At 64.8% G+C, this 26,247-nt stretch carries 25 protein-coding genes and 1 tRNA gene; 15 read left to right on the top strand and 11 right to left on the bottom strand.

What is annotated here, in order from left to right; all coding sequences use genetic code 11:
- Positions 1–39 precede the first annotated feature (39 nt).
- From boxC to aat, 8 genes are all read left to right on the top strand, one after another.
- Entirely contained in the window at positions 40–1,719 is a 1,680-nt protein-coding gene (gene boxC / locus ACOABP_RS15835) for a 2,3-epoxybenzoyl-CoA dihydrolase (RefSeq protein WP_474226047.1), read from the top strand.
- A gap of 42 nt (positions 1,720–1,761) precedes the next feature.
- A complete protein-coding gene (boxB, locus tag ACOABP_RS15830) occupies positions 1,762–3,186 on the top strand; it encodes a benzoyl-CoA 2,3-epoxidase subunit BoxB (RefSeq protein WP_474226046.1) in 1,425 nt (474 codons plus the stop codon).
- Positions 3,187–3,208: 22 nt separating this feature from the next.
- Positions 3,209–4,474 carry a benzoyl-CoA 2,3-epoxidase subunit BoxA gene (boxA, locus tag ACOABP_RS15825; RefSeq protein WP_474226045.1) on the top strand — a complete coding sequence of 422 codons (1,266 nt, stop codon included), beginning with the start codon at positions 3,209–3,211 and terminating at the stop codon, positions 4,472–4,474.
- Between the two features lie 91 nt (positions 4,475–4,565).
- On the top strand, positions 4,566–4,955 hold the full coding sequence (locus tag ACOABP_RS15820) for an antitoxin Xre/MbcA/ParS toxin-binding domain-containing protein (protein WP_474226044.1): 390 nt from the start codon (positions 4,566–4,568) through the stop codon (positions 4,953–4,955).
- Positions 4,915–5,679 (top strand): RES family NAD+ phosphorylase, encoded by a 765-nt coding sequence (locus tag ACOABP_RS15815; RefSeq protein ID WP_474226043.1) that lies wholly within the window; start codon positions 4,915–4,917, stop codon positions 5,677–5,679. The genes ACOABP_RS15820 and ACOABP_RS15815 overlap by 41 nt, the downstream gene beginning before the upstream one ends.
- A gap of 130 nt (positions 5,680–5,809) precedes the next feature.
- Positions 5,810–5,886: transfer RNA gene (locus ACOABP_RS15810), tRNA-Met, on the top strand.
- Positions 5,887–6,117: 231 nt separating this feature from the next.
- Positions 6,118–6,702 (top strand): NUDIX hydrolase, encoded by a 585-nt coding sequence (locus ACOABP_RS15805; RefSeq protein ID WP_066738405.1) that lies wholly within the window; start codon positions 6,118–6,120, stop codon positions 6,700–6,702.
- Positions 6,703–6,736: 34 nt separating this feature from the next.
- The gene (gene aat / locus ACOABP_RS15800) at positions 6,737–7,492 is read left to right on the top strand and encodes a leucyl/phenylalanyl-tRNA--protein transferase (RefSeq protein WP_474226041.1); all 756 of its coding nucleotides are present in this window, start codon (positions 6,737–6,739) and stop codon (positions 7,490–7,492) included.
- 4 nt (positions 7,493–7,496) lie between these two features.
- On the opposite strand, the gene ACOABP_RS15795 is transcribed toward aat, so the two are convergent.
- A complete protein-coding gene (locus tag ACOABP_RS15795; RefSeq protein ID WP_474226039.1) occupies positions 7,497–7,931 on the bottom strand; it encodes a hypothetical protein in 435 nt (144 codons plus the stop codon).
- 185 nt (positions 7,932–8,116) lie between these two features.
- On the opposite strand from ACOABP_RS15795, the gene ACOABP_RS15790 reads away from it, so the two are divergent.
- The 5 genes from ACOABP_RS15790 (at position 8,117) to ACOABP_RS15770 (ending at position 13,263) form a co-directional block, all read left to right on the top strand.
- Positions 8,117–8,914, top strand: coding sequence for an arginyltransferase (locus ACOABP_RS15790; protein WP_474226038.1), 798 nt, complete (start codon positions 8,117–8,119; stop codon positions 8,912–8,914).
- A 164-nt stretch (positions 8,915–9,078) separates the two neighbouring features.
- Positions 9,079–10,113: a quinone-dependent dihydroorotate dehydrogenase gene (locus ACOABP_RS15785; protein ID WP_474226036.1), complete on the top strand. Its 1,035-nt coding sequence runs from the start codon at positions 9,079–9,081 to the stop codon at positions 10,111–10,113.
- Positions 10,114–10,489: 376 nt separating this feature from the next.
- On the top strand, positions 10,490–11,470 hold the full coding sequence (locus ACOABP_RS15780) for an ABC transporter substrate-binding protein (RefSeq protein ID WP_474226035.1): 981 nt from the start codon (positions 10,490–10,492) through the stop codon (positions 11,468–11,470).
- 100 nt (positions 11,471–11,570) lie between these two features.
- Positions 11,571–12,467 carry an ABC transporter permease gene (locus ACOABP_RS15775; protein WP_066738421.1) on the top strand — a complete coding sequence of 299 codons (897 nt, stop codon included), beginning with the start codon at positions 11,571–11,573 and terminating at the stop codon, positions 12,465–12,467.
- A gap of 1 nt (position 12,468) precedes the next feature.
- Complete coding sequence (locus ACOABP_RS15770) at positions 12,469–13,263, top strand: ABC transporter ATP-binding protein (RefSeq protein WP_066738424.1); 795 nt, start codon at positions 12,469–12,471, stop codon at positions 13,261–13,263.
- 70 nt (positions 13,264–13,333) lie between these two features.
- On the opposite strand, the gene ACOABP_RS15765 is transcribed toward ACOABP_RS15770, so the two are convergent.
- The 3 genes from ACOABP_RS15765 to ACOABP_RS15755 are packed head-to-tail and all read right to left on the bottom strand — an operon-like array spanning position 13,334 to position 15,762.
- On the bottom strand, positions 13,334–13,600 hold the full coding sequence (locus ACOABP_RS15765) for a hypothetical protein (protein WP_066738427.1): 267 nt from the start codon (positions 13,598–13,600) through the stop codon (positions 13,334–13,336).
- Complete coding sequence (locus tag ACOABP_RS15760; RefSeq protein ID WP_066738430.1) at positions 13,597–15,009, bottom strand: LutB/LldF family L-lactate oxidation iron-sulfur protein; 1,413 nt, start codon at positions 15,007–15,009, stop codon at positions 13,597–13,599. Before ACOABP_RS15760 ends, ACOABP_RS15765 begins: the two co-directional genes overlap by 4 nt.
- Before the next feature lie 27 nt (positions 15,010–15,036).
- On the bottom strand, positions 15,037–15,762 hold the full coding sequence (locus ACOABP_RS15755; RefSeq protein ID WP_474226034.1) for a (Fe-S)-binding protein: 726 nt from the start codon (positions 15,760–15,762) through the stop codon (positions 15,037–15,039).
- A 236-nt stretch (positions 15,763–15,998) separates the two neighbouring features.
- Here ACOABP_RS15755 and ACOABP_RS15750 point away from each other — a divergent pair, with 236 nt between their 5' ends.
- Positions 15,999–16,784, top strand: coding sequence for an IclR family transcriptional regulator (locus ACOABP_RS15750; protein WP_474226033.1), 786 nt, complete (start codon positions 15,999–16,001; stop codon positions 16,782–16,784).
- Between the two features lie 105 nt (positions 16,785–16,889).
- Here the strand turns inward: ACOABP_RS15750 and pbpG are convergent, their stop codons facing one another.
- The 4 genes from pbpG to ACOABP_RS15730 all read right to left on the bottom strand — a co-directional run bounded on the left by pbpG (position 16,890) and on the right by ACOABP_RS15730 (position 20,606).
- A complete protein-coding gene (gene pbpG, locus ACOABP_RS15745; protein WP_474226031.1) occupies positions 16,890–18,074 on the bottom strand; it encodes a D-alanyl-D-alanine endopeptidase in 1,185 nt (394 codons plus the stop codon).
- A gap of 295 nt (positions 18,075–18,369) precedes the next feature.
- Positions 18,370–19,065 (bottom strand): nitroreductase, encoded by a 696-nt coding sequence (locus ACOABP_RS15740; RefSeq protein ID WP_474226029.1) that lies wholly within the window; start codon positions 19,063–19,065, stop codon positions 18,370–18,372.
- 25 nt (positions 19,066–19,090) lie between these two features.
- Positions 19,091–19,534: an acyl-CoA thioesterase gene (locus tag ACOABP_RS15735; protein WP_066738451.1), complete on the bottom strand. Its 444-nt coding sequence runs from the start codon at positions 19,532–19,534 to the stop codon at positions 19,091–19,093.
- A gap of 124 nt (positions 19,535–19,658) precedes the next feature.
- Positions 19,659–20,606: a histone deacetylase family protein gene (locus ACOABP_RS15730; RefSeq protein ID WP_474226027.1), complete on the bottom strand. Its 948-nt coding sequence runs from the start codon at positions 20,604–20,606 to the stop codon at positions 19,659–19,661.
- A gap of 469 nt (positions 20,607–21,075) precedes the next feature.
- Here ACOABP_RS15730 and phaP1 point away from each other — a divergent pair, with 469 nt between their 5' ends.
- The gene (gene phaP1 / locus ACOABP_RS15725; protein WP_066738456.1) at positions 21,076–21,654 is read left to right on the top strand and encodes a TIGR01841 family phasin PhaP1; all 579 of its coding nucleotides are present in this window, start codon (positions 21,076–21,078) and stop codon (positions 21,652–21,654) included.
- A 312-nt stretch (positions 21,655–21,966) separates the two neighbouring features.
- On the opposite strand, the gene lpdA is transcribed toward phaP1, so the two are convergent.
- From lpdA to aceF, 3 genes are all read right to left on the bottom strand, one after another.
- A complete protein-coding gene (lpdA, locus tag ACOABP_RS15720; RefSeq protein WP_474226025.1) occupies positions 21,967–23,751 on the bottom strand; it encodes a dihydrolipoyl dehydrogenase in 1,785 nt (594 codons plus the stop codon).
- 39 nt (positions 23,752–23,790) lie between these two features.
- Positions 23,791–24,423: an MFS transporter gene (locus ACOABP_RS15715; RefSeq protein ID WP_474226023.1), complete on the bottom strand. Its 633-nt coding sequence runs from the start codon at positions 24,421–24,423 to the stop codon at positions 23,791–23,793.
- 163 nt (positions 24,424–24,586) lie between these two features.
- Positions 24,587–26,242: a dihydrolipoyllysine-residue acetyltransferase gene (gene aceF, locus ACOABP_RS15710; RefSeq protein WP_474226022.1), complete on the bottom strand. Its 1,656-nt coding sequence runs from the start codon at positions 26,240–26,242 to the stop codon at positions 24,587–24,589.
- Positions 26,243–26,247: the final 5 nt, after the last annotated feature.

Genomic DNA, 26,247 nt, shown 5'->3' with positions numbered 1-26,247 from the left:
AAACGATACGGCACTATAGTGCATCAAGGAGACGCCCCCATGTCGACGGATACCGCCACGCCCACCGCTGCCGCCCCGGTGACGTTCGAGCGCCACCCCGACCAGTACCGCCACTGGAAGCTCACATTCGACGGCCCCGTCGCCACGCTGGCGATGGATGTCGACGAGGAAGGCGGCCTGCGTCCCGGTTACACGCTGAAGCTCAATTCCTACGACCTGGGCGTCGACATCGAACTGCACGACGCGCTGCAACGCATCCGCTTCGAGCACCCCGAAGTCCGCACCGTGATCCTTACCAGCGCCAAGGATCGCATCTTCTGCTCCGGCGCCAATATCTTCATGCTGGGCAAGTCCAGCCATGCCTGGAAAGTGAACTTCTGCAAGTTCACCAATGAAACGCGCAATGGCATCGAGGATGCCAGCCGCCACTCCGGCATCAAGTTCATTGCGGCCTGCAACGGCACCACTGCCGGCGGTGGCTACGAACTGGCCCTGGCCTGCGACGAGATCGTGCTGATCGATGACCGCTCGTCGGCGGTAAGCCTGCCCGAGGTGCCGCTGCTGGGCGTGCTGCCAGGCACCGGCGGCCTGACGCGTGTCACTGACAAGCGCCGCGTGCGCCGCGACCACGCCGACATCTTCTGCCTGACCACCGAAGGCGTGCGCGGCCAGCGGGCCAGGGACTGGCGCCTGGTGGACGATGTGGTCAAACCCGCCCGCTTTACCGAACACGTACGCGAACGCGCCCAGGCGCTGGCCGCGCAAAGCGACCGCCCGGCCGGCGAGGCCGGCGTGGTGCTGACGCCGCTGGCACGTCAGGCCAGCGACAGCGGCTATGTCTATGACACGGTACGCGTCGATATCGACCGCGACGCGCGCCACGCCACGATCACCGTTGCCGCCCCCACCGGCGCGCAGCCGAAGGATGTGGCCGGTATCGTTGCCGCCGGCGCGCAGTGGTGGCCCCTGAAAATGGCCCGCGAACTCGACGACGCCATCCTGACCCTGCGTGCCAACCACCTGGACGTCGGCATGTGGGTCCTGAAAACCCGGGGCGACGCCACGCAGGTACTGGCCGCCGACGCGCTGATGGATGCCCACGCCGGCCACTGGTTCGTCCGGGAGACCATCGGCATGTTGCGCCGCACGCTGGCCCGGCTCGATGTGTCGTCGCGCAGCCTGTTCGCACTGGTGGAACCGGGCTCGTGCTTTGCCGGCACGCTGCTGGAGCTGGCGCTGGCCGCCGATCGCACCTACATGCTGCACATGCCCGATGCGCCCGGCGAAGCCCCGCACCTGCATGCCGACGCCGCCAATTTTGGCCGCTATCCGATGCCGAACAGCCTGACCCGCATTGCCGCACGGTTCTACGAAGAAACCGATGCGCTCGCCGCCGTGCGCGAGCAGGCGGGCAAGCCGCTCGATGGTCCGGCCGCCGAGGCACTTGGGCTGGTCACCGCCGCGCTGGACGACATCGACTGGGAAGACGAGATCCGCATTGCCATCGAGGAACGTGCCAGCCTGTCGCCCGACGCGCTGACCGGCCTGGAGGCCAATCTGCGCTTTGGCGGCCACGAGACCATGGAAACGCGCATCTTCGGCCGGCTGACGGCCTGGCAGAACTGGATCTTCAACCGCCCCAACGCCGTGGGCGAGCACGGAGCGCTGAAGGTCTTCGGCACCGGCAACAAGGCACGCTTCGACTGGGACCGGGTCTGACCGCCGCCCGACAGCCCTGACAACGACAAAAGGAGACCCGCGATGAGCATCGACTACAGCCAGAAGATTCCCAACAACGTCAACCTGTCCGAAGACCGCACGCTGCAGCGCGCCCTGGAACACTGGCAACCGGCATTCCTGGACTGGTGGCGCGACATGGGACCGGACGGCTCGCACAATTTCGATGTCTACCTGCGCACGGCGGTGTCGGTGGACCCGTCGGGCTGGGCGCATTTCGAGCACGTGAAGATGCCGGACTACCGCTGGGGCATCTTCCTGCAGCCCGCCGATGCCGAGCGCAAGATCCACTTTGGCGAGCACAAGGGCGAGGCGGCCTGGCAGGAAGTGCCGGGCGAGCATCGCGCCAACCTGCGCCGCATCATCGTCACCCAGGGCGACACCGAACCGGCATCGGTGGAGCAGCAGCGCCACCTGGGCTTGACCGCGCCATCGCTCTACGACCTGCGCAACCTGTTTCAGGTCAATGTGGAGGAAGGCCGGCACCTGTGGGCCATGGTGTACCTGCTGCACCGCCACTTCGGCCGCGATGGCCGCGAGGAAGCCGAGGCGCTGCTGGGCCGCCGGTCCGGGGATGAAGACAACCCCCGCATCCTGGGCGCCTTCAACGAGCGCACGCCCGACTGGCTGTCGTTTTTCATGTTCACGTACTTCACCGACCGCGACGGCAAGTTCCAGCTCTGCGCACTGGCCGAATCGGGCTTCGATCCGCTGGCCCGCACCACGCGCTTCATGCTGACCGAGGAAGCACATCACATGTTCGTGGGCGAATCGGGCGTGTCGCGCGTAATCCAGCGCACCTGCGAGGTCATGCGCGAGCGCGACATCCAGGACCCGGCCGACGTGCGCGCCGCCGGCGTGATCGACCTGGAGACCATCCAGCGCTACCTGAACTTCCACTACAGCGTGACGATCGACCTGTTTGGCGCAGATCAGTCGTCGAATGCGGCCACGTTCTACAGCGCCGGCCTGAAGGGCCGCTTCGAGGAAGGCAAGCGCGCCGACGATCACCTGCTCAAGGGCGATGTGTACCGCATCCTGGAAGTGCGCGACGGCAAGCTGGCCGAGCGCGAGGTGCCGATGCTCAACGCGCTGAACGAGGTACTGCGCGACGACTACATCAAGGATTCCGTGGGTGGGGTGGCACGCTGGAACAAGGTCATCGAGAAGGCCGGCATTCCGTTCCGGCTGACGGTGCCGCACAAGGCCTTCAACCGCAAGATCGGCACGTTCGCCAACCTGCACGTGTCGCCCACCGGCGACGTGATCGGCGAAGCCGAATGGAACGCCAACAAGGACAAATGGCTGGCCACCGACGCGGACCGCAAATATGTGGCGTCGCTGATGGGCCGGGTGGTGGAGCCGGGCAAGTTCGCCAACTGGATCGCGCCGCCCGCCATCGGCATCAACCGCCAGCCGGTGGACTTCGAGTACGTCCGCTTCAACTGAATTTTCGGAGGAACCGACGATCATGGGCGCCGCCGACATCATCAAGCAACACCTGATCGATCCGGAAATCTGCATTCGCTGCAACACCTGCGAAGACACCTGCCCGATCGATGCCATTACCCACGACGACCGCAATTACGTGGTCAAGGCCGACGTCTGCAACGGTTGCGGCGCGTGCCTGTCGCCCTGCCCCACGGGCGCCATCGACAACTGGCGCACGATGTTCAAGGGCCAGGCCTACACCATCGAGGCCCAGCTGGGCTGGGACGAGTTGCCTGCCGAGGTGCCGTTGACCGAAGCAGTCATCGACGCCGCCATCGATGCCGCAGCCGCGGCCGAGCAGGCGATTGGCGACGCGGCGATATCGAGCAAGCCCGTGACGGTGACGGTGCAAGAGGTTGAGACCAGCCGCCATACCTCGCCCAAGGCGCCGTGGTCGGCCGCCCATCCGTACGTGAACCTGCATGGCATCCGCGAACCGCTGACCGCCACGGTGGCCGGCAACTACCGGCTGACCGAGACCGATGCGTCGAGCGATATCCACCATATCGTGCTGGACTTCGGCAATCAGTTTTTTCCGGTGCTGGAAGGCCAGGCCATCGGCATCGTGCCGCCCGGCACCGATGCGTCGGGCAAGCCGCACTACATTCGCATGTATTCGGTAGCCAGCCCGCGCGATGGCGAGCGCCCCGGCTACAACAACCTGGCGTTGACCGTGAAGCGCGTGGATACCGACCACGACGGCAATCCGGTGCGCGGCGTGGCGTCGAACTTCCTGTGCGACCTGAACAAGGGCGACGCCGTGCAGGTGGTGGGCCCGTTCGGCAATACGTTCCTGATGCCGAACCACCGCGAAGCCAGCGTGATGATGATCTGCACCGGCACGGGGTCGGCACCAATGCGCGCCATGACCGAGCGGATGCGTCGCAACATGGCCCACTTCGGCGGCCGCCGCCTGCTGTTCTTCGGCGCCCGCAACCGGCGCGAACTGCCCTACTTCGGCCCGTTGCTCAAGTTGCCCAAGGATTTCCTGGACATCCATTTCGCGTTCTCGCGCGATCCCGAGGTGCCGCGGCGTTATGTGCAGGATGCGATACGCGAGGCCTCCGCCAACGTCGCCGCATTGCTGGGCGACCCACATGGCTACATCTACATCTGCGGGCTCAAGGGCATGGAGGAAGGTGTGCTTGAGGCATTTTCGGAGGTCTGTGCCGCGGTCGGATTGTCGTGGTCCGACATCGAGTCGCGACTACGCGCGGAAGGCCGCCTCCACATCGAAACGTACTAATTGGCGAGTATCCGGAATTGTCTCGATTTGCAACTTCCCAACTGAAACCTGCCGCCTATAATGTTTCTCAAGAAACAGGAGACAACAGGCGATGCAATCGAGGCAGATTCCGGAGACTGCGCCCGCCGGCAGCCCTGATCCCGGTGTGACGCTGACCAAGGCAGTAATGCGCGCGGCCGGCTTCCTGGGTATCAGCCAGGCCATCGTAGCCAGCGTGCTGGGTATCAGCACCGCGTCGGTATCCCGCATGGCATCGGGCGGCTATGTGCTCGACACGCATCGCAAGGAATGGGAATTCGCCGTCCTGTTTGTCCGCCTGTTCCGGTCGCTGGATGCCATCCTTGGCCATGACGAGCAGGCGCGACTCTGGCTGACCCACGACAACATCTCGCTTGGCGGCAAGCCGCTGGAACTGATCCGTACCACCGAGGGCCTCGTTCGTGTCGTTCACTACCTGGACGCCACCCGCGGTCGCATCTGAGCGCAAGCCGTTCGCGCTCACGCTCTGGCGGGCCGTGGAGGCCCAGCACGTTGTCTCGACCATGCCCCTGGTCGACTCCCTCGAAGAGCAGGCTGTCCTGGAAGCCGTGATCGACGCCGGCAAACCCGTCGTGCCCCCCGACGCCCGCCCGCTGCACTACCTGATGTTCACACCATTCCGCTATCCCGCCACAGAATGGGGTTCGCGCTTTCGCGGCGGCCAGGATCCCGGAGTGTTCTATGGCGCGGAATCGATCCGGACCGCCTGCGCCGAACTCGGGTACTGGCGCTGGCGCTTTCTGATGGACTGTCCGTCCCTGCCCCGCATCGACGCTCGCGCCCAGACACTGTTCCAGGTGGGTGTCCGCACCGAGGGCCTGGCACTGGACGCGCCCCCGTTCGTGGAGGACGCCGCGCAGTGGACCACCCCCGACGACTATGGCGCCTGCCAGGCATTCGCACGCATTGCCCGGGAAGCCGGCGTCGGCCTGATCCGCTACCCATCGGTGCGCGACCCCGAGCCGGGCATCTGCGTGGCCGTGCTGACGCCGCGCGCGTTCGAACCGCCCCTGCCGCTGGCAACGACAACCTGGATGCTCACCGTGCGCCATGACCGCGTGATCTGGCAACGCGATGACTTGCGGCAGCGCGACAGCTTCGAGTTCGAAAGTGCCGGGTGGCAGCCGCTGCCGCGCCGCACAAGCGAAATACCGGCGTCGGCCTGAACGACCTGCCACGAAAGCGCTCCAACAGTTCAGGCACGGCCCGCAGGCGCGTTATTGCATGCCATCGCAGAAGTTTTAAGTTTCTGTTGCAATGCGCCAACGGGTCACCTATAATCACAGCTTCGACGGACGCGGGGTGGAGCAGTCTGGCAGCTCGTCGGGCTCATAACCCGAAGGTCGCAGGTTCAAATCCTGCCCCCGCAACCAACCGATCGACATGGATCGGAACCGTCAGGCAGTCACACAGCAAACCCGCCCAATCGGCGGGTTTTTTGTTTTGCGCTGTATTGCGCTTCAGGCCGGCGCTCCGGGCCGCGTGCATGTCGCAAGTCCGGCGCGGCACACCATCACCACGCTTCGCGCGCCACATCACCCAAGCGCCAAATCGAGTCTCCGGCGCGGTGATACACTTGCCCCCATTCTTCCCGGACGCCTCCCATGAAATTCTGCTCGAACTGTGGTCATGCGGTTGTGTTGCGCGTGCCCGAAGGCGACAACCGCCCGCGCAGCATGTGCGATAACTGCGGCACCATCCACTACGTCAATCCGCGCAATGTCGTGGGCACGATTCCTGTCTGGGAAGACAAGATCCTGATCTGCAAGCGCGCTATTGAGCCGCGCTACGGATTCTGGACGCTGCCGGCTGGCTTTATGGAAATTGGCGAAACCACGGCCCAGGCTGCGGCGCGCGAGACCCTCGAAGAAGCCGGCGCACGCGTGGAGGTTGGCGAGCTGTTTTCGATGCTCAACGTACCGCACGTGCATCAGGTGCATCTGTTCTACCTGGCGCAGTTGAACGACCTGGACATCGCACCCGGCGAAGAAAGCCTTGAGGTCAAGCTCGTCGACGAAGCCGACGTCCCCTGGGACGACCTGGCCTTTCCGACCGTGATCCACACGCTGCGCTGCTTCTTTGCCGACCGCGCCGCTGGCCGGATCGCCGCAGGCGATTTCCGCCTGCACACGCTCGACATCGACAAGCCGATGCGGCCGCTCACCAGCCGCGCGACAGTCACACCGTAACCGCGACCCTGGCGGCACCGCCCACCTTCCCGGCATGATCACCTGGCTCGACCCGCAGGATCCGTTTCCGCCGGTCGAGCGCGCGCTCGGCCCTGCCAGCGACGCGCCCGGACTGCTCGCGGCCAGCCGCGACCTGACACCGCAGCGCCTGCTGCTGGCGTATCGCCAGGGCATCTTCCCGTGGTACTCCGAAGGCCAGCCCGTGCTGTGGTGGAGCACAGACCCGCGCATGGTGCTGGTGCCTGCGGCCCTCAAGGTATCGCCCTCCTTCCGCAAGACATTGCGACGCGTGCTGCGCGATCCCGACTGGGAAATCCGCGTCGACGACAATTTCTCGGCGGTCATGCGCGCCTGCGCCATGACACCGCGCGACGGCCAACTCGGCACGTGGATCACCCACGAGATCATTGCCGCGTACGTTGCCCTGCACCGGCTGGACCTGGCGCATTCCGTCGAAGCCTGGTACCAGGGCGAGCGCGTCGGGGGCCTGTACGGGGTGGCGCTGGGACGCATGTTCTACGGGGAATCGATGTTCGCCCATCGGACCGATGCTTCGAAGATTGCGCTGGCGGCCCTCTGCGCGTTCCTGGAACGCCACGGCGTCACCATGATCGACTGCCAGCAGGAGACCGACCACCTGGCATCACTGGGCGCGGCACCGATCGCGCGTACGGACTTCATCGCGCATGTCCGCGCCGCAGCGGCCTCGCCGGCCATCGAGCCATGGCGTTTTGACAAAGGCGAACTGCGCCGCTGGGCCGGCACGAGCAGCGCCGACGGCGCCGCCTGAACCTTCATTTGCCGACCTTTCCTTCGAGCCGGCCCAGGCGGACATTGATGCCGCCGACTTCCTTTTCCAGTCCGGAAAGACGCTGATTGGTTTCGTCGATGCGCCGGTTCGTGTCGTCGATCTTGTCGCCGAGGCGCGCTTCCAGCCCCTTCATTTCGCCGCTGAGCTTCTTGTCCAGCGCCACGATTTCACCACTGAGCCGCTTGTCCATTTCCGACATCGTGGATACCACGGCCCCAATCTCGGTTTTCAACATGTCGCCGTAGACCTTGCGCTGGTAATCGAGGATGCCAAACAGTGCGGCGAGCAGCCCGAGACCGACGCCTGCCACCGCCGCCATATCCGCATAGCGTGTCCACCGCCCCACCGGGTAGCCCGCAACCAGCGTCGCACCAGACTGCGTCTTTCCCAACCCCTCCTCAAACGGCAGTGATGCCATGATGTGCTCCTGAAGTATCAGAAAGCCCATCGTAAAAAGCCTCTGCCCTGAAAACAATGCGAGGAATCTCAAAATGCGAGCCGGCGCGCCAATGCGGCTTGCAGACGTGCCCCAATGGGCTCTGCTAGACTGCCACTCAGACCCGCAATGCCGGCGTCCGACGCGCCGCCCCCTCATTCGACGTCATGAGCAAGCTGAAGGAACTACCGCTCTCCGCGCTGCAGTTTTATGCGACGGCGCCCTACGCTTGCAGCTATCTGGAAGGCCGCATGGCCCGCTCGCAGGTGGCTACGCCTGCCCACCTGATCAACGCCGATGTCTACTCCAGGCTGGTACGGGCGGGGTTTCGCCGCAGCGGCATCTTCACTTACCGGCCCTATTGCGACGAATGCCGCGCCTGCACGCCGTGCCGGGTGCTGGTGGACCAGTTCGAGCCCGACCGCAGCCAGCGTCGCGCGTGGAAGCAGCACCAGGACCTGCAGGCGCTGGTGGCGCCACTGACATACGTGGAAGAGCACTACGCGCTTTACCTGCTCTACCAGTCGATGCGCCACGCGGGTGGTGGCATGGACCAGGACAGCCGCGACCAGTACGAGCAGTTCCTACTGCAAAGCCGCGTGAATTCCCGGCTGGTGGAATTCCGCGAGCCCCCCGGGTCGCCCGAGGCCGGCAAGCTGCGCATGGTCAGCATGATCGATGTGCTCGACGACGGGCTGTCGTCGGTCTATACGTTCTACGACCCGCTGGTGACCGGCACGAGCTACGGCACCTACAACATCCTCTGGCAGATCAATCAGACCCGCGAACTGGGCCTGCCGCACCTGTACCTTGGCTACTGGATTGCCGACAGCCGCAAGATGGCCTACAAGGCGCGCTTCCAGCCGCTGCAGGTGCTGACCGGCAACCAGTGGCACGCGTTCGAGGGCGCACCCGGCACGCCGGACCCGCAGCCCCACGCCACCCCCGGGCCGGCGCAGGAATAGACCCGGACGCAAACGGCCCGGCCAAGGCAATCAAGGCGACCGGGGCGGGGCGAATCCGAACGATACGCGCCAGAACCGCGCGGAATTGGCGGCAAACGTGGCCTGAACGGCTACAATGCCGCCCTGGTTCCGACTTCTCGCCGGCTCCGGCCGCGCCCCACTCCGTGCTCAACGCGCTCTATCCCCTGTTTCGCCCCGCCCTGTTCTCCATGGACGCGGAGGACGCCCACCATTTCACGCTGAACAACCTGATGCGCGCCCAGCGCATGGGCCTGGCCGGCTGCCTCGGCAACAGCATTGCCGACGATCCGCGCACCGTGATGGGCATCCGCTTCCCGAATCCCGTGGGTCTGGCCGCCGGCCTGGACAAGGACGGCGCTTACGTCGACGGACTGGCCGCATTCGGCTTTGGCTTTATCGAAGTGGGCACCGTCACGCCGCGTGCGCAGCCCGGCAACCCGCGTCCGCGCATGTTCCGGCTGCCTCAGGCCGACGCGCTGATCAACCGCATGGGCTTCAACAACGGCGGCGTCGACGCCTTCATCCGCAACGTGCAGGCTTCGCGCTGGAAGGCCGAGGGCGGCGTCCTGGGCCTGAATATCGGCAAGAACGCCGATACGCCGATCGAGCGCGCGGCCGACGACTACCTGTACTGCCTGGAGCGCGTCTATCCGCACGCCAGCTACGTGACGGTGAACATCTCGTCGCCCAACACCAAGAACCTGCGCCAGTTGCAGGGCGCCAGCGAACTGGACAGCCTGCTCTCCACGCTCAAGGCCGCACAGCAGCGGCTGGCCGACCAGCACAAGCGCTACGTGCCGGTGGCGCTGAAGATCGCCCCCGATCTCGACGACGACCAGATCCGTAATATCGGCGATGCGCTGGTGCGTCATGGCATCGACGGCGTGATTGCCACCAACACCACCATCTCGCGCGACGCGGTCAAGGGCCTGCCCCATGCCGACGAAGCCGGCGGCCTGTCCGGCCGCCCCGTCTTCGAGGCCTCTACGCGCGTGGTGCGCGAACTGCGCCGTGTCGTCGGCAATGATCTGCCAATTATTGGCGTGGGCGGCATCTTCGATGGTGCGGGCGCCAAGGCCAAAATCGATGCCGGCGCGCAACTGGTACAGGTCTACAGTGGCTTGATTTACCGCGGCCCGACGCTGGTGCGCGACTGCGCCGCCGCCCTGCGCAAGTAGCCTTCCGGCAGCGTCGCGGGGAGCGCCATCCCGTGTGGGCCATCGGGCGCATTTCCGCGAAAAATGACAATCTTGCGCAATATCTTGCGGTACACCCTCCCTTGGGAGGTGTTTTACAGCAGGATATGGCGCGATGCAGCACCAAAAGCGATCCCAGCAGGGGCCGGAAATGGTATGCTCGCAGGCTTCGCGCCGTCGTATCCGATGTGACCATGCGCGCGCCCGCACCAGCCGCCGGGCGCGCCGCGTCCGCATCCGGACCGCCGGGCCGCCCCGCAGAACGCCAATCGTCCTGCCGGCGCCCGTCAGGACGGCTGACGTACCGTTTGCGGCTGACTGACTGAAAAGCACCGAACCCTCGGGGGAGAACAATTACATGCTGCGTCTCAAGGCATCCACCACCCAGTCCATCCTCGGCAGCGCGGTAGCGCTGGCCCTGCTCTACGGCGGCGCCGTGCAGGCCCAGACGGCAACCGTGAAGGTCCTGTCGATCGTGGACCACCCGGCTCTCGACGCCATCCGCGATGGCGTGCGCGACGAGCTGAAGACCGCCGGCTACGACGCCGACAAGAACCTGAAGTGGGAATACCAGAGCGCCCAGGGCAACCCGGGCACCGCCGCCCAGATCGCCCGCAAGTTCGTGGGTGACCAGCCGAGCGCGATCGTGGCCATCGCCACGCCGTCGGCCCAGGCCGTGGTCGCCGCGACCAAGACCGTGCCCGTGGTGTACTCGGGCGTGACCGATCCGGTGGCCGCGCAGCTGGTGAAGAGCTGGGGCGCAACGGGCACCAACGTGACCGGCGTGTCGGACAAGCTGCCGCTGGACAAGCAGGTGTCGCTGATCAAGCGCGTGGTGCCCAAGGCCAAGACCGTCGGCATGGTCTACAACCCCGGCGAAGCCAACTCGGTGGTGGTGGTCAAGGAACTGAAGGACCTGCTGGCCAAGCAGGGCATGTCGCTGAAGGAAGCCGCCGCACCGCGTACCGTGGACATCGGCCCGGCTGCCAAGAGCCTGATCGGCAAGGTCGACGTGATCTACACGAACACCGACAACAACGTGGTGTCGGCCTATGAATCGCTGGTGAAGGTCGCCAACGAATCGAAGATCCCGCTGGTGGCTGCCGACACCGACAGCGTCAAGCGTGGCGCCATCGCCGCGCTGGGCATCAACTACGGCGACCTCGGCCACCAGACCGGCAAGGTCGTGGTGCGCATCCTGAAGGGCGAGAAGCCGGGCGCGATTGCCTCGCAGACGTCGGACAACCTTGAACTGTTCGTGAACACGGGCGCCGCCGAGAAGCAAGGCGTGACCCTGTCGCCGGACCTGATCAAGGAAGCCAAGACCGTCATCAAGTAATACCGCCGGATGCCGCGCGCCCTACCCTGTGGCGCGCGGCCCGAAGCGCCCCCAATGGCCCTATCCGGGCCGGCCGGACGGCCTGCAAAGGATTTCCCCCATGTCCCTCTTTTCCCTGCTGGGCGCCCTGGAGATCGGCCTGATCTTCAGCCTCGTGGCGCTCGGGGTGCTGATCTCGTTCCGCATCCTCAACTTCCCCGACCTGACCGTCGACGGCAGTTTTCCGCTGGGTGGCGCTGTCGCCGCCACGCTGATCTCCGCCGGACAGGATCCGTTCATCGCCACGGTGGCCGCCATCGTGGCCGGCGCCATGGCCGGATGGATTACCGGCTGGCTCAACGTTCGCCTGAAGATCATGGATCTGCTTGCCAGTATCCTGATGATGATCGCGCTGTACTCGGTCAACCTGCGCATCATGGGTCGCCCCAACGTGCCGCTGATCACCGAGCCGACGATTTTCACGATCCTGCAGCCCGAATGGATGCCCGACTACGTGCTGCGCCCGCTGGTGCTGTTCGTGGTGGTGGTCATCGCCAAGCTCGCGCTGGACTGGTTCTTCTCGTCGCAGCTTGGCCTGGCCATGCGCGCAACCGGCGCAAATCCGCGCATGGCGCGTTCCCAGGGCGTGCCCACCGGGCGCGCCACGCTGGCCGGCATGGCGCTGTCCAACGCGCTGGTGGCCCTGGCGGGTGCCCTGTTCGCCCAGACGCAAGGCGGCTCGGACATCTCGATGGGTATCGGCACGATCGTGATCGGCCTGGCTGCCGTGATCATTGGCGAAACCATCATCCCGGCGCGACGCCTGGTGTATGTGACGCTGGCCGTGGTGATCGGCGCCATCCTCTACCGGTTCTTCATCGCGCTGGCGCTGAATTCCGAGTTCATCGGCCTCAAGGCACAGGATCTGAACCTGGTGACCGCCGCGCTGGTGACGCTGGCGCTGGTGCTGCCGGCCACGCGCAAGAAGCTGTTCGCCCGCAAGAACGGAGGTGCCTGAGATGCTGCGCGCTGAGAACCTGAAGCTCACCTTCAATCCGGGCACGCCGATCGAAAACCGCGCCCTGCGCGGCCTGAGCCTGGAGATCCCGGCCGGCCAGTTCGTGGCCGTGATTGGCTCCAACGGTGCCGGCAAGTCGACCTTCCTGAACGCCGTCAGCGGCGACACGATGGTCGATAGCGGACGCATCATGATCGACGACACCGATGTCACGCGCCAGCCCGCCTGGGATCGCGCGCACCTGGTGGCCCGCGTATTCCAGGACCCGATGGCCGGCACCTGCGAGGCGCTGACGATCGAGGAAAACATGGCGCTGGCCATGGCACGTGGCTCGCGCCGCGGTTTCCGTCCGGCGCTGAACAAGCAGTCGCGCGAGCTGTTCCGCGACAAGCTGCGCCTGCTGAACCTGGGCCTGGAAAACCGCCTGACCGACCGCATCGGCCTGCTCTCGGGTGGCCAGCGCCAGGCGGTAAGCCTGCTGATGGCATCGCTGCAACCGTCGCGCATCCTGCTGCTCGACGAGCACACGGCGGCGCTGGATCCGAAGACGGCCGCGTTCGTGCTGGAACTGACTGCGCGCATCGTCGAGGAAAGCAAGCTGACGACGATGATGGTCACGCACTCGATGCGCCAGGCGCTGGACTACGGCCAGCGCACCGTGATGCTGCACCAGGGTCAGGTGGTGCTCGACGTGTCGGGCGACCAGCGCAAGGGCCTCGACGTACCCGACCTGCTCAAGATGTTCGAGCAGACTCGGCATGAGCAACTTGATGACGATGCACTGTTGCTGAGCTAAGGCGCCCAGCAGCCCATGATGTGCGCTCTCTCCCGCATGGCGGGAGAGAGGAGCACAGTCACTCAGCGGTTCAAGCCGCCCCGGCCTTGTCCAGCCACTTCCCGAGCTGTTCCGTCACCGCCGTGCTCGAAAACGAGCAGCTATCCTGCGCGAACACCGCCGCCATCTCCATCCGACGCAGCAATTCCTCCATTGCCTGACCGAACACGGGCGGCAGCGTCAGCGACGGCGCCGCGGCACGCCACCTGGCGATCAGTTCGCCGGGTGGCAACGTGCCCGCCAGATGGGCATCCAAAGCCTGGCGCATGACGGCCAGCGTTTCCTGATTGGCGCTCATGAACGCGCCCTCCTTTCCTTGTAAAGCTCGCGGAATGTGCGGCCGCTCGGGGCCGGCATGTCGCGTGTTTCGGTCCAGCCCTTGCCCGCCATTGGCAGACTGGCAATCAGCTTGCTGCGGCCGCCCATGCGTGACAGCATACGCGCCCCCATCCGCGTGACAAAGGCATACAGATCCGGGCGCCGGGCCACGTAGCCCCAGACCTGCAGCGCCACGCGCTCCTGCCATGGGCGCAGGTGGCGCTCCATCTGCTTCTCGCGCAACTTGCGCAGCAGGTCGGACAGCGGAATCGACGCCGGACACACCCGGTTGCACTCGCCGCACAGGGTGGCGGCCTGCGGCAGGTCTACCGCATTGGCCAGGCCGACGTAGCTTGGCGTCAGCACGCTGCCCATCGGGCCGGGATAGACCCAGCCGTAGGCGTGGCCGCCGATCTTCTGGTACACGGGACAGTGGTTCATGCACGCGCCACAGCGGATACAGCGCAGCATCTCCTGGAATTCGCCACCGATCAGCCCGCTGCGGCCGCCATCGACCAGCACGAAGTACATGTGCTCCGGGCCGTCGCGTTCGCCTTCGGCACGCGGCCCGGTCAGCAGCGAAAAATAGTTGGAGATGGCCTGGCCGGTGGCCGAGCGCGGCAGCAGCCGCATGACCGTAGCCAGGTCTTCCAGCGTCGGCAGCACTTTCTCGATGCCGGTCACGGCCACATGCACGCGCGGCATGATCGTGCACATGCCCTCGTTGCCTTCGTTCGTGACCACGGCCACGGAGCCGGTCTCGGCAATGATGAAGTTGCCACCCGTCACGCCCATGTCCGCCGACAGGAACTCGGGACGCAGCACTTCGCGCGCCTCGCGCGTCATCTCGGGAATGTCGGTCAGGCGCGGCTTGTTGTGGACCTTGGCAAAGAGGTCGGCAATTTCGTCCTTGTCCTTGTGGATCACCGGCGCAATGATGTGCGACGGCGGCTCGGCATCGTTGATCTGCAGGATGTACTCGCCCAGGTCGGTCTCGATGCTCTGCACGCCCATCTCGCCCAGCACCTGGTTCAGGCGCATTTCCTCGGTCACCATCGACTTGCTCTTGATGACCTTCTTCACGCCGTGCTTCTGGGCGATCTCGGCCACCAGCCGGGCGGCATCGGCCGTGGTCTCGGCGAACAGCACCGTGGCGCCACGCCTGGTCGCGTTTTCTTCAAACGTGGCGAGCCAGACGTCGAGGTTTTCCAGCGCGCGGTTGCGGCGTTCCTTCAGCGCGGCACGGGTGGCATCGAAATCGATGTCGCGGATGGCGTCGGCGCGGGCCGTCACGAACTTCGTCGACAGCTTCTTGAGGTTCTGCTGCAGGCGCTGATCGGCCAGCTTCTGCCCGGCGCGCGCCTTGAATTCCATGCTATGCACTTGCATCGTGGGGGCTCTCTTGTGGTTCGCGCGTCAGGCGTCGCCGGCCAGCACCTGCGCGATATGAAGCACGCGCGTCTGCGAATCGCCGGAGCGACGCAGCCGGCCTTCGATATTGAGCATGCAGCCCAGGTCGCCCAGCACCACGGCGTCGGCGCCGCTGGCCTTGATGTTGGCGCACTTCTCGTCGACGATCGCCGTGGAAATATTGCCGTACTTGACCGAAAACGTGCCGCCAAACCCGCAGCAGGCCTCGCAGTCCTTCATCTCGGTCAGCTGCACATTGGGCAGCTTGCCCAGCAACGCGCGCGGCTGCTGCTTGACGCCCAGTTCGCGCAGGCCCGAGCACGAATCGTGATAGGTGATGTGGCCCGCAAAGCCGGAGTCGAGCTTGTCGAGCTTCGCCACGTTGACCAGGAAATCGGTCAGTTCGAACACGCGTTCGCGCAGCCGCTCGTAGCGGCCATGCAGTTCGGGATCGTCGCGCAGCAGGTCGTGGTAGTGGTGGCGGATCATGCCGCCACAGGAGCCGGACGGCACCACCACGTAGTCGAACATCTCGAATTCACGCAGGAATTTCTCGGCCAGGTCGCGCGACACAGCGCGCTCGCCCGAGTTGTATGCCGGCTGTCCGCAGCACGTCTGCGCCTCGGGCACCATCACCTCGTAACCGGCCGATTCCAGCAGCTTCAGCACCGAAAACCCGATTTCGGGGCGCATGAGGTCCACCAGACAGGTGGCGAACAGTCCGATTCGCATGACTTCCTTTTCCAGACCCTGAAACCCCGCAATTATGCCCCTTTGCCCCGCCGCTGCGGGCATCTGGCGCCGCAATCCTGTTCATCTGGCAATGCAAAGTGGCTCATGGGCAGCTGCCCGCCACCCATCATCTATGGAGGGAAATCTCGAAAATCACGTTTCATCTGTTGAAATTTTCACGATGCGAGATAGAATCAGGCAAACGCTTAATTTGCCGCACGGCAACATTTTTCCACATGGCAGAAGCAGACAAGTCACCCGGCAAGACCTCGATCCAGGTGATCGAGCGCATGATGACGCTGCTGGACGCGCTGGCCCAGCACGCGGATCCCGTCAGCCTGAAAGAGCTGTCGCTGGCCACCGGCCTGCACCCGTCCACCGCGCACCGCATCCTGAACGACATGGTGGCCTGCCGCTTTGTCGATCGCTCCGACCCCGGCAGCTACCGCCTGGGCATGCGCCTGCTGGAACTGGGCAACCTGGTCAAGGCACGCCTTTCGGTCCGGGATGCGGCACTGGCGCCGATGCGCGCCCTGCACCGCGTGACGGGGCAGACCGTGAACCTGTCGGTGCGTCAGGGCGACGAGATCGTCTACATCGAGCGCGCCTACAGCGAACGCTCGGGCATGCAGGTCGTGCGCGCCATTGGCGGCCGCGCCCCGCTGCACCTGACGTCGGTCGGCAAGCTGTTCCTGGCCGCGGACGAAGCCACTCGCGTGCGTACCTACGCCACGCGCACGGGGCTGGCGGGCCATACGCGCACGTCGATTACCGACCTGGCCAAGCTCGAACGCGAACTGAGCTGGGTGCGCTCGAACGGCTATGCGCGCGACAACGAGGAACTGGAACTGGGCGTGCGCTGTATCGCCGCGGGCATCTACGACGATTCCCGCCGGCTCGTGGCTGGCCTGTCGCTGTCGGCCCCGGCCGACCGCCTGCAGGACAGCTGGCTGCAGAACCTCAAGGAAACCGCGCTGCAGATTTCGCGTGGCATGGGCTACGTGCCCGAGCCGACGGCCTGATCCTGGCCGTCGCCGCAGGCCGGCGACATCAGCGGACTGGCAAAAAAGAACGCGCCGGGGGTCTGAAACCCCACGGCGCGTTTTCCATGGCGCAATGGCTACAGCTCAGGTGCCATGCGACTGCTGCGATACCAGGACCGCTGCAGGGGATCTAGGGCCCTGCGTAAGATTTGGCGTCGAAGGAAAAGGGCGCGGTTGGCCCCCTGCCGACGATGGTTGATGCTCAAGCCAGTTGCGCACACGCGTGGCATCGGCAAAGCGCGACAGCTTGCCCACCGAGTCCAGGAACACCATCACCACGTTGCGATCGTTCACGCGGGTCTGCATGACCAGGCACTGGCCGGCCTCCGAGATATAACCGGTCTTCTGCAGGCCGATATCCCAGCTGCCGCCACGCACCAGGCGATTGGTGCTGACGTAGTGCATCGTGCGGCCCGACACGCTGACCTCGTGTTCCGGCTGCGTCGAGAATTCACGGATAGTCGGGTTGCGGTAAGCAGCGTTGACCAGGCGAGCCAGGTCCATGGCGCTTGACACATTGCTGCTCGACAAGCCGCTCGAATCGACGAAGTGGCTGTCGTTCATGCCCAGTTCGCGCGCCTTCTTGTTCATCGCGCCGACAAACGCCGGCAGGCCACCCGGGTAGCTGCGGCCCAGCACCGACGCGGCGCGGTTTTCCGAAGACATCAGCGCCAGCAGCAGCATTTCATGGCGCGTCAGCGTGGTGCCGAAGCGCAGGCGGGAGCTGCTGTGCTTCTCGGTGTCGCGATCGTCCTCGCTCACCGTCAGCATTTCATCCATTGGCAGGTGCGAATCCATCACCACCAGCGCGGTCATCAGCTTGGTGATCGACGCAATCGGCAGCACCGCTGTCGGATTCTTCTGGAACAGCACCTCATTGGTGTTCTGGTCCATGACCAGCGCCACCGACGAACGCAGCGACAACGCGTCTTCGGTATCGCGCAGGCCCATGGCCTCGCCCAGCGACGGCTTGGCCGGCACGAACGCGGCTCGCACCGGCGCGGCGCGGCTGGCCACCACGGTGCGTTTGCCGTTCTTGACGACAATCACCTTGCGCGGAGACGCCTCCGCTTTCGCGGAAGTCACCTTTTTGGTGGATTTAGAGGCTTTTTCGGTCTTTTTGGCCGAAGTTTTCGTCGCAGTCGACTTCGTCGCTGCGTACGCTGCCGGCGGTGCCAGCAGGGCAACGGACACCAGCGCCGAAGTGGCGATGGCGGTCAGTTGGGGAAGGCCAAAGAGTCGGGACATGAAGGAATCGGTCCGGAACATGATCTGTTCAGCGCGGATACGGAATGGCGCTAGTGTAGGAAATTAAGAAATTCTTAGCAAGATTAATGACTTACAGCGGCTCTTTAAAGTTTGATTCGCAAACATTTCCGCATTACGGAAAAAGAGCCATTTAAATCACATTATTGCTAACGCAAATACAACAGTTTTTGCCCTGCAGGCCTCAGGCGTCACGCCAGCATCGTCGTCGGTGACGGATCACGTCAACGCGCTTTGTGTCGTACCGGTCCCTGTCGATAACGGTCTGCATGGCGGAATCCTGATATCGATCGGGCAATCAGGAGAGGAAACGCACGAACCCACTTACCGGTTCACGCTCGGTCGTCAATTGATTGGCTGTGGCGCTCGGGTCTGCATAGCCCAGCGACATGCCGCACACCACCATTTCCTCCTCCGTCAGCAGCAGGTGCTGCTTGATGATCGCGTGGAACTGCGTGAACGCCGCCTGCGGGCAGGTATCCAGCCCGCGTGCCCGCGCCGCCACCATGATGCTTTGCAGGAACATGCCGTAATCGAGCCAGCTACCCTGCTCCATGATCCGGTCGATCGTGAAGATCAGGCCGACCGGCGCATCGAAGAACCGGAAGTTGCGGGCGTGCTGCTCGTGCATGCGCGCCTTGTCCTCGCGCTTGATCTCCAGCAGGCTGTACAGGTCCCAGCCAACCTTGCGGCGGCGGGCCAGGTACGGATCGACCCACTCGCGCGGATAGTACGGATATTCCTCGCGATACTTGGCATCGCGCTCCGGATCGTCGTAGGCGGTGAGCACATCGGCGCAGAAGCGCGCCTTGGCATCGCCTGCCAGCACATAGACCTTCCAGGGCTGCGTGTTCGTGCCCGACGGCGCCCGGCTGGCGACGGCAAGAATTTCCGCGATGGTCTCGCGCGGCACCGGTGTATCCAGGAACGCGCGAACCGAACGGCGTGTCGTGATGGCGCGATCGACAATCGCGGCGTCATCTGCGTGCGACATGCTCAGTGGTCTCCTCAAATCTTGTTCATTCTGGCTGGCCAACGACCAGCGCCTGCAATGCCTGACGCAACGCCGGCGGCAATGCCACAGGCCTGCGCGTTTCGCGATCCACGTACACGTGCACGAAGTGCCCCTGCGCCGCCGCCACATCCTCGTCGTTGCGGAACAGCCCCACTTCGTAACGCACGCTGGAATTCCCCAGCTTCGCCACGCGCAGGCCCGCCACGACCGTGTCGGGAAAGCTCAGCGACGAGAAGTAGTTGCACTGCGTCTCGATGACCAGGCCGATCGTGGCACCGGCCTCGATGTCGAGCACACCCTCCCGTATCAGGTACGCATTCACGACGGTATCAAAGTAACTGTAGTAGACAACGTTGTTCACGTGGCCATACACATCGTTATCCATCCAACGCGTCGTGATAGGTTGAAAGTGCGCGTACGCACTACGGCGATCGGGTTCGGGCTTCATCGGTATCGGTTCAGGACAACTTCGGGTGAAGACGGGATCAGCGCCGCTGCAGCCACACGGGAGGTCCGTATGAGCGCACGGTGTGCCACAAGGTTCCAAGTTTTTTGCGATGCGTCGAAGGCCATCATGCGGCCGCTGCCGGCAGCGGCGACGAAAGCCCCGCATCCAATGCGCCAAAGCGTGCGTGACAGGCCGCTGCAAGCGCAACGGTTTGCGTGTGTACCGCCACGGTGTTCTCGATGTGATTGCCATAGCCGCCAGCCATGGCTACGGCAATGGGCAGCCGTAGCGACAAGGCAAAGTCAAACACCATCGTGTCGCGCCGGGCCAGGCCTGCCATCGTCAGGCGCAGGCGTCCCAGCCGGTCGTCTTCGTGCGGGTCGGCGCCGGCCAGATAGATCAGCAGATCGGGAGCAAAGCGCGCCTTCAGCGATTCCAGCGCGCCAGCCAGCGCGGCGGCATAGCCATCGTCGTCGCAGCCATCGGGGAGTCCGACGTCGAGATCGCTGGCTTCCTTGCGGAACGGATAGTTCTTCTCGCCATGGAGCGACAGCGTGAACACCGTGGGGTCGTCGCGCAGGATCGATGCCGTGCCGTTCCCCTGGTGGACATCGAGATCGATCACGGCCACGCGTCGCACGTGACCATCACGCTGCAACTGACGCGCAGCGATGGCGGCGTCGTTGAACACACAGAAGCCGCCGCCCTTGTCGGCGTAGGCATGGTGGGTACCGCCCGCCAGATTGACCGCAATGCCCTGCGTCAGCGCGGTACGGCAGGCCGCAATCGTGGCGCCGGCCGACCGGCGCGAGCGTTCCACCATCTCATGCGACCACGGAAAGCCGATCTCGCGCTGGCGGGCCGGGTCCAGCCGCCCTGCCGAGACGTTGGCGATATAGTCGGCGGAATGGGCCAGTGCCAGCGCGTCGTCACCGGCACGCGGCGCCTCGTGCAATTCGAGCCCCGGCACCTCGCGCACCACGGCGTCGCGCAGCATGCTGTACTTGCGCATGGGAAAGCGATGTCCAGGCGGCAGTGGCAGGACGAAGTGGTCGGCGTAGAAGGCTAGCATCAGCGGCGCTGGGGGTCGGGGCGCGGGGATCTTGGCCGACAAGTGACGTGTTGATGTCATTTACCGACCGGACAGTCAGCGATGGTAGCACCGAGTTCGACGGCGGGCCCGTGGCGATGCCGCAAAGCGTGTGAAACACCCGTTTTTCTCGCGTCGCACCACCTTTGCGACGACTACCCAGATCGGGACAAACCCTTACCCATGGCGGGATAGTGGCCTGCAATGCCCTTCTGAACGGCATTCCCCCGGTATTTTTGGTGCGCCGCACAAAAACCGCTTGACACCCAATTCGCCTTGCTTAGAATTGGAATTGTTGCGGCGCATCAAAGACCGAGGCGATCTCGGAAAACGCCGATGAACATACGAAGGTACGCTCGGGCTGGCCAGACACTTGAAGTCATGGCGCTGACATCTGGGCGGCTTAATTTTACTTTTGCTTGACCTTGAAGTTCACCACTGGAGACCAGCAATGATCCTGACCCCGGAACAAGTTGCAGCTGCACAAAAAGCCAACCTCGAGACCCTGTTCGGTCTGACCTCGAAGGCCTTCGAAGGCGTCGAGAAGCTCGTTGAGCTGAACCTGCAAGTGGTCAAGGCTACGTTCGCCGAGAACGTCGACAACGCCAAGAAGGCCCTTGGCGCCAAGGATGCCCAGGAACTGCTGGCCATCCAGGCCGCCCTGGTGCAGCCGGTTGCCGAAAAGACCCTGGCCTACACGCGTCACCTGTACGAAATCGCTTCGGAAACCCAAAGCGAGTTCACGAAGGTTGCCGAAGCCCAGCTGGCCGAAGGCACGAAGAACGTGCAAGCCCTGGTCGACAACTTCGCCAAGAACGCCCCAGCCGGTTCGGAATCGACCGTCGCCATCGTGAAGTCGGCCATCTCGGCTGCCAACAACGCCTACGAGTCGGTCCAGAAGGCCACCAAGCAGGCTGTTGAAATGGCCGAAAGCAACTTCCAGGCTGCCGCCACGGCCGCCACGAAGGCTGCCCAGCAAGCCAGCGCCACGGCCCGCACCGCCGCCAAGAAGTCGGCTGCTGCCGCCTAAGGCACCGTAGTTCTCCAGCGTACCGGCTTCGGCCGGTCCGTTGGCAAAGCATCCTCCCCCGCCGTGCGGACATGGGTGTTTTGCCAACGGAAGCGAAGACCGGAGCGACGTTATCGCCCTGTCCACTGCCCTGTACCGATGTCTCCTCGGTACCGATTCCAAAAGGTATCGTTCAGGCCCGGCCCTGCAAGCAGGTTGCCGGGCTTTTTTTCGCCCGTTCGATGTTGCCGGAAATGCTTGGCGGTTAATTGAATAATCGACCTCAAAAAGAAACCCGCCGGATGGCGGGCTTCTTCATTGCGACGGCACCGATCAGCGCTTGCGCGGCGGCGGCACGTCGGTGCAGACGCCTTCGTAGATCTCGGCAGCCATGCCGATCGACTCGCCCAGCGTCGGGTGCGGGTGGATCGTCTTGCCGATATCCACGGCGTCGGCACCCATCTCGATGGCCAGGCAGACTTCGCTGATCAGGTCGCCCGCATGGGTGCCGACGATGCCGCCACCGATGATGCGGTGCGTTTCCTCGTCGAAGATCAGCTTGGTGAAGCCTTCGTCGCGGCCATTGGCGATGGCGCGGCCCGAAGCGGCCCACGGGAACACGCCCTTGCCGTACTTAATGCCCTGCGCCTTGCACTGGTCTTCGGTCAGGCCGGCCCAGGCCACTTCCGGATCGGTGTAGGCCACCGACGGAATCTGCTTGACGTCGAAGTACGCCTTCTCGCCATGGGCGGCCTCGGCGGCCACGTGTGCCTCGTGCACGGCCTTGTGCGCCAGCATCGGCTGACCAACGATGTCGCCGATCGCGAAGATGTGCGGCACGTTGGTACGCAGTTGCTTGTCGACGTCGATGAAACCACGGTCGGTCACGGCCACGCCGGCCTTCTCGGCGCCAATCTTCTTGCCGTTCGGCGTGCGGCCCACCGACACCAGCACGGCGTCGTAGCGAACCGGTTCGGCCGGGGCACCCTCGCCTTCGAACTTGACGTAGATGCCGTCCGGCCTGGCTTCCACGCCAACGGTCTTGGTCTTCAGCATCACGTTGTCGAAGCGATGCTTGTTCATCTTGTCCCACACCTTGACCAGGTCGCGGTCGGCGCCCTGCATCAGGCCGTCGAGCATTTCGACCACGTCGATGCGTGCGCCCAGGGTGCTGTAGACGGTGGCCATTTCCAGGCCGATGATGCCGCCGCCGATCACGAGCATCTTGTTCGGGATGTCGCGCAGTTCCAGCGCGCCGGTCGAATCAAAGATACGCGGGTCTTCGGGGATGAACGGCAGCTTCACGGCCTGGCTACCGGCCGCGATGATCGCCTTTTCGAAGCGGATCACGGTTTTCTTGCCCGTAGTGGCCTTTGCGTCACCTTCGGTTTCCTGCACTTCGAGGTGATTCGGGTCCAGGAACGTGCCGATGCCGCGCACCACCTGCACCTTGCGAGCCTTGGCCATGCCGGCCAGGCCGCCGGTCAGCTTGCTGACGACCGATTCCTTGTAGTGGCGCAGGCCGTCCAGGTCGATCTTGGCTTCGCCGAACAGGATGCCGTGTGCGGCCAGGGCCTTGGCCTCGTCGATGACGGCCGCGTTGTGCAGCAGGGCCTTCGACGGGATGCAGCCCACGTTCAGGCAGACGCCACCCAGCGAGCCGTAGCGTTCCACCAGCACCGTGTTCATGCCCAGGTCCGCCGAACGGAAGGCGGCCGAGTAGCCGCCGGGGCCGGCGCCCAGCACCAGCATGTCGCACTGGATGTCGGCGCTGCCGCTGTGCTTGCCAGCTACAGGGGCCGCGGCCGGCGCGGCGGCCGGAGCCGGAGCTGCCGCCGGCGCGGGGGCCGCAGCAGGTGCCGGCGCCGGGGCAGCGGCCGCGCCGCCTTCCACCGTGCAGATCACCGTGCCCTTGGCTACCTTGTCGCCCACCTTGACCTTGACGTCCACCACCTTGCCGGCGGACGACGACGGCACTTCCATGCTGGCCTTGTCGCTTTCCAGCACGATCAGCGACTGCTCTTCCTCGACCGTGTCGCCGGCCTTGACCAGCACCTCGATCACTTCCACCGCGTCGAAATCGCCGATATCCGGCACCTTGACTTCGATCACACTCATGCTTTTCCTCCTGGGATGCGCGCCCTGCCCGCTCCGGGCTCAGGCCGCGCCGTCTTTGTTGGTTGCCGCGCCGCCGGGCTGCTGGGGCGTCTCATGGGGTGCCGCAAGAATCTTCACCGTATGCACGTCGATCGGGCCCGCCGAGCTCTTGTCAAACTCGATCCCCGCGTCGACCCCGATCCGCGCAATGTCGCCGGCGTCCATTTCGGGCCGGTCGTACACCGCGTGCATGGCCCCGAGCGCATAGTTGCGGCCCGAGCCGATGCCCCAGAAACGGTCGAACGAAAACACCTCGCGGTAGGAGTAGACGCCAAAAATGCCGCCCGGATTGGCGATCAGGCAAACGATCTGCGATGACTCGTAAGGGTCGTCCTCGTCTTCCTTGGTGTTGATGAAATACTCGTTCTTGAGCTTTTCATGCACCTTGAGGAAGGTCCGGAACACGTCGTCGCGGGTCATCAGGCGGCATTCGTCGCCCATGCCCGTCAACAGTGCGCGCATGACCGGGAAATGCGCCGTGGTACCCGCCAGCGCGACAAAGCTCTCGCCTACGGGAATCACTTTCTGGTTGCGCTCGTAGGCACGCGACAGCCGCGTATCGCCGAACGTCACCAGCGCATCGGCCGCGATCGCCACCTCGTCACCCTTGCGTACAACAACGCAGGTAGTCATGGCACGCCCCCTTACTCGGCATTTCGCACGCCGGCACAGCCGGCGTGCGTTGCAGTTGCTTCAAGATGAAGCGAAGCGGTTCTGGCGAGGCGCGCGGCCGCAGACAGTACAAGTGGTACAGCCAGGCCGCGCAACGACGCCAGAATCATCTTCAAGCGACCGCTTACAGCAGGATGCGGCGGAAGTCCGCCAGCAGTGCAGCAAAGTACGTATTGAAGCGTGCGGCCTCGGCGCCGTCGATCACGCGGTGATCCCACGACAGCGACAGCGGCAGCGTCAGGCGCGGCGCAAACTGCTTGCCGTCCCAGACCGGCTTCATGTACGACTTGCAGACGCCCATGATGGCGACTTCCGGCGCGTTGATGATCGGCGTGAAGTATGTGCCGCCAATGCCACCCAGCGACGAGATCGAGAAGCAGCCGCCCTGCATCTGGTCCGGCTTGAGCTTGCCGTCGCGTGCCAGCTTGGCCAGCTCGCCCATTTCCTGGCTGATCTCGATCACGCCCTTCTTGTCGGCGTCCTTGATCACCGGCACGACCAGGCCGTTCGGCGTGTTGGCGGCGAAGCCGATGTTGAAGTACTTCTTCAGCACCAGGTTGTCGCCGTCCAGCGACGCGTTGAAGTTCGGGAACTTCTTCAGCGCCGCCACGGTGGCCTTGATCATGAACGCGAGCATCGTGACCTTGATGCCGGCCTTCTCGTTTTCCTTGTTCAGCTGCACGCGGAACGCTTCCAGGTCCGTGATATCCGCCTCGTCGCAGTTCGTGACGTGCGGGATCATCACCCAGTTGCGGTGCAGGTTGGCGCCCGAGATCTTCTTGATGCGCGACAGCGGCTTCGATTCCACCTCGCCAAAGCGCGTGAAATCGACCTTCGGCCACGGCAGCAGGTCCAGGCCGACGCCCGAGCCACCGCCGGCGGCGGCAGCCGGCGCAGCGGTCTGGCCCGACATCACGCCCTTGACGAAGTTCTGCACGTCCTGCTGGGTGATACGGCCCTTCGGACCGGAGCCCGGCACACGCGTCACGTCCACACCCAGTTCACGCGCGAACTTGCGCACGGACGGGCTGGCGTGGGCGGCCTTGCCGGTAACACCCTGGGCGGGCGCTGCGGCGGGAGCGGGAGCGGGAGCCGGCGCGGCAGCAGCAGCCGGCGCGGGCGCCGGAGCGGCGGCCGGTGCCGGGGCGGCAGCGGGTGCTGCGGCCGGAGCCGTGGCGGCGCCACCGGCAGCCTCCAGGATCAGGATCAGCGTGCCTTCGGCCACGTTGTCCCCGACCTTGACCTTCACTTCCTTGACGATGCCGCCCTGCGGGGCCGGCACGTCCATCGTGGCCTTGTCGGATTCCAGCGTCACCAGCGCGTCTTCGGCGTTGATCTGGTCGCCCGGCTTCACGTGGACTTCGATGACGGGAACGGCGTCGTAGTCGCCGATGTCCGGCACCTTGACTTCCACCGTGCCACCGCCTGCCGGCGCGGCTGCGGGGGCCGGAGCCGGAGCCGGAGCAGCGGGAGCCGGGGCCGGCGCAGCGGCGGCGGGCGCCGGGGCTGCGGCCGGAGCCGGGGCTGCCGCGGCGGCGCCGGCAGGCTCCAGCATGACCAGGACCGTGCCTTCGGCCACGTTGTCGCCCACCTTGATCTTGACTTCCTTGACCGTGCCGGCCTGCGGCGACGGCACGTCCATCGTGGCCTTGTCCGATTCCAGCGTGACCAGCGCGTCTTCCGCGTTGATCTGGTCGCCCGGCTTCACATGCACTTCGATGACGGGAACGGCGTCGTAGTCGCCGATGTCCGGCACCTTGATTTCAATCGCTTGACTCATTCAGT

The sequence above is a fragment of the Cupriavidus sp. HE11 genome (assembly GCF_056097175.1).
The sequence above is the reverse complement of the archived record's forward strand: the minus strand, read 5'-3'. Positions and strand labels throughout refer to the sequence as shown.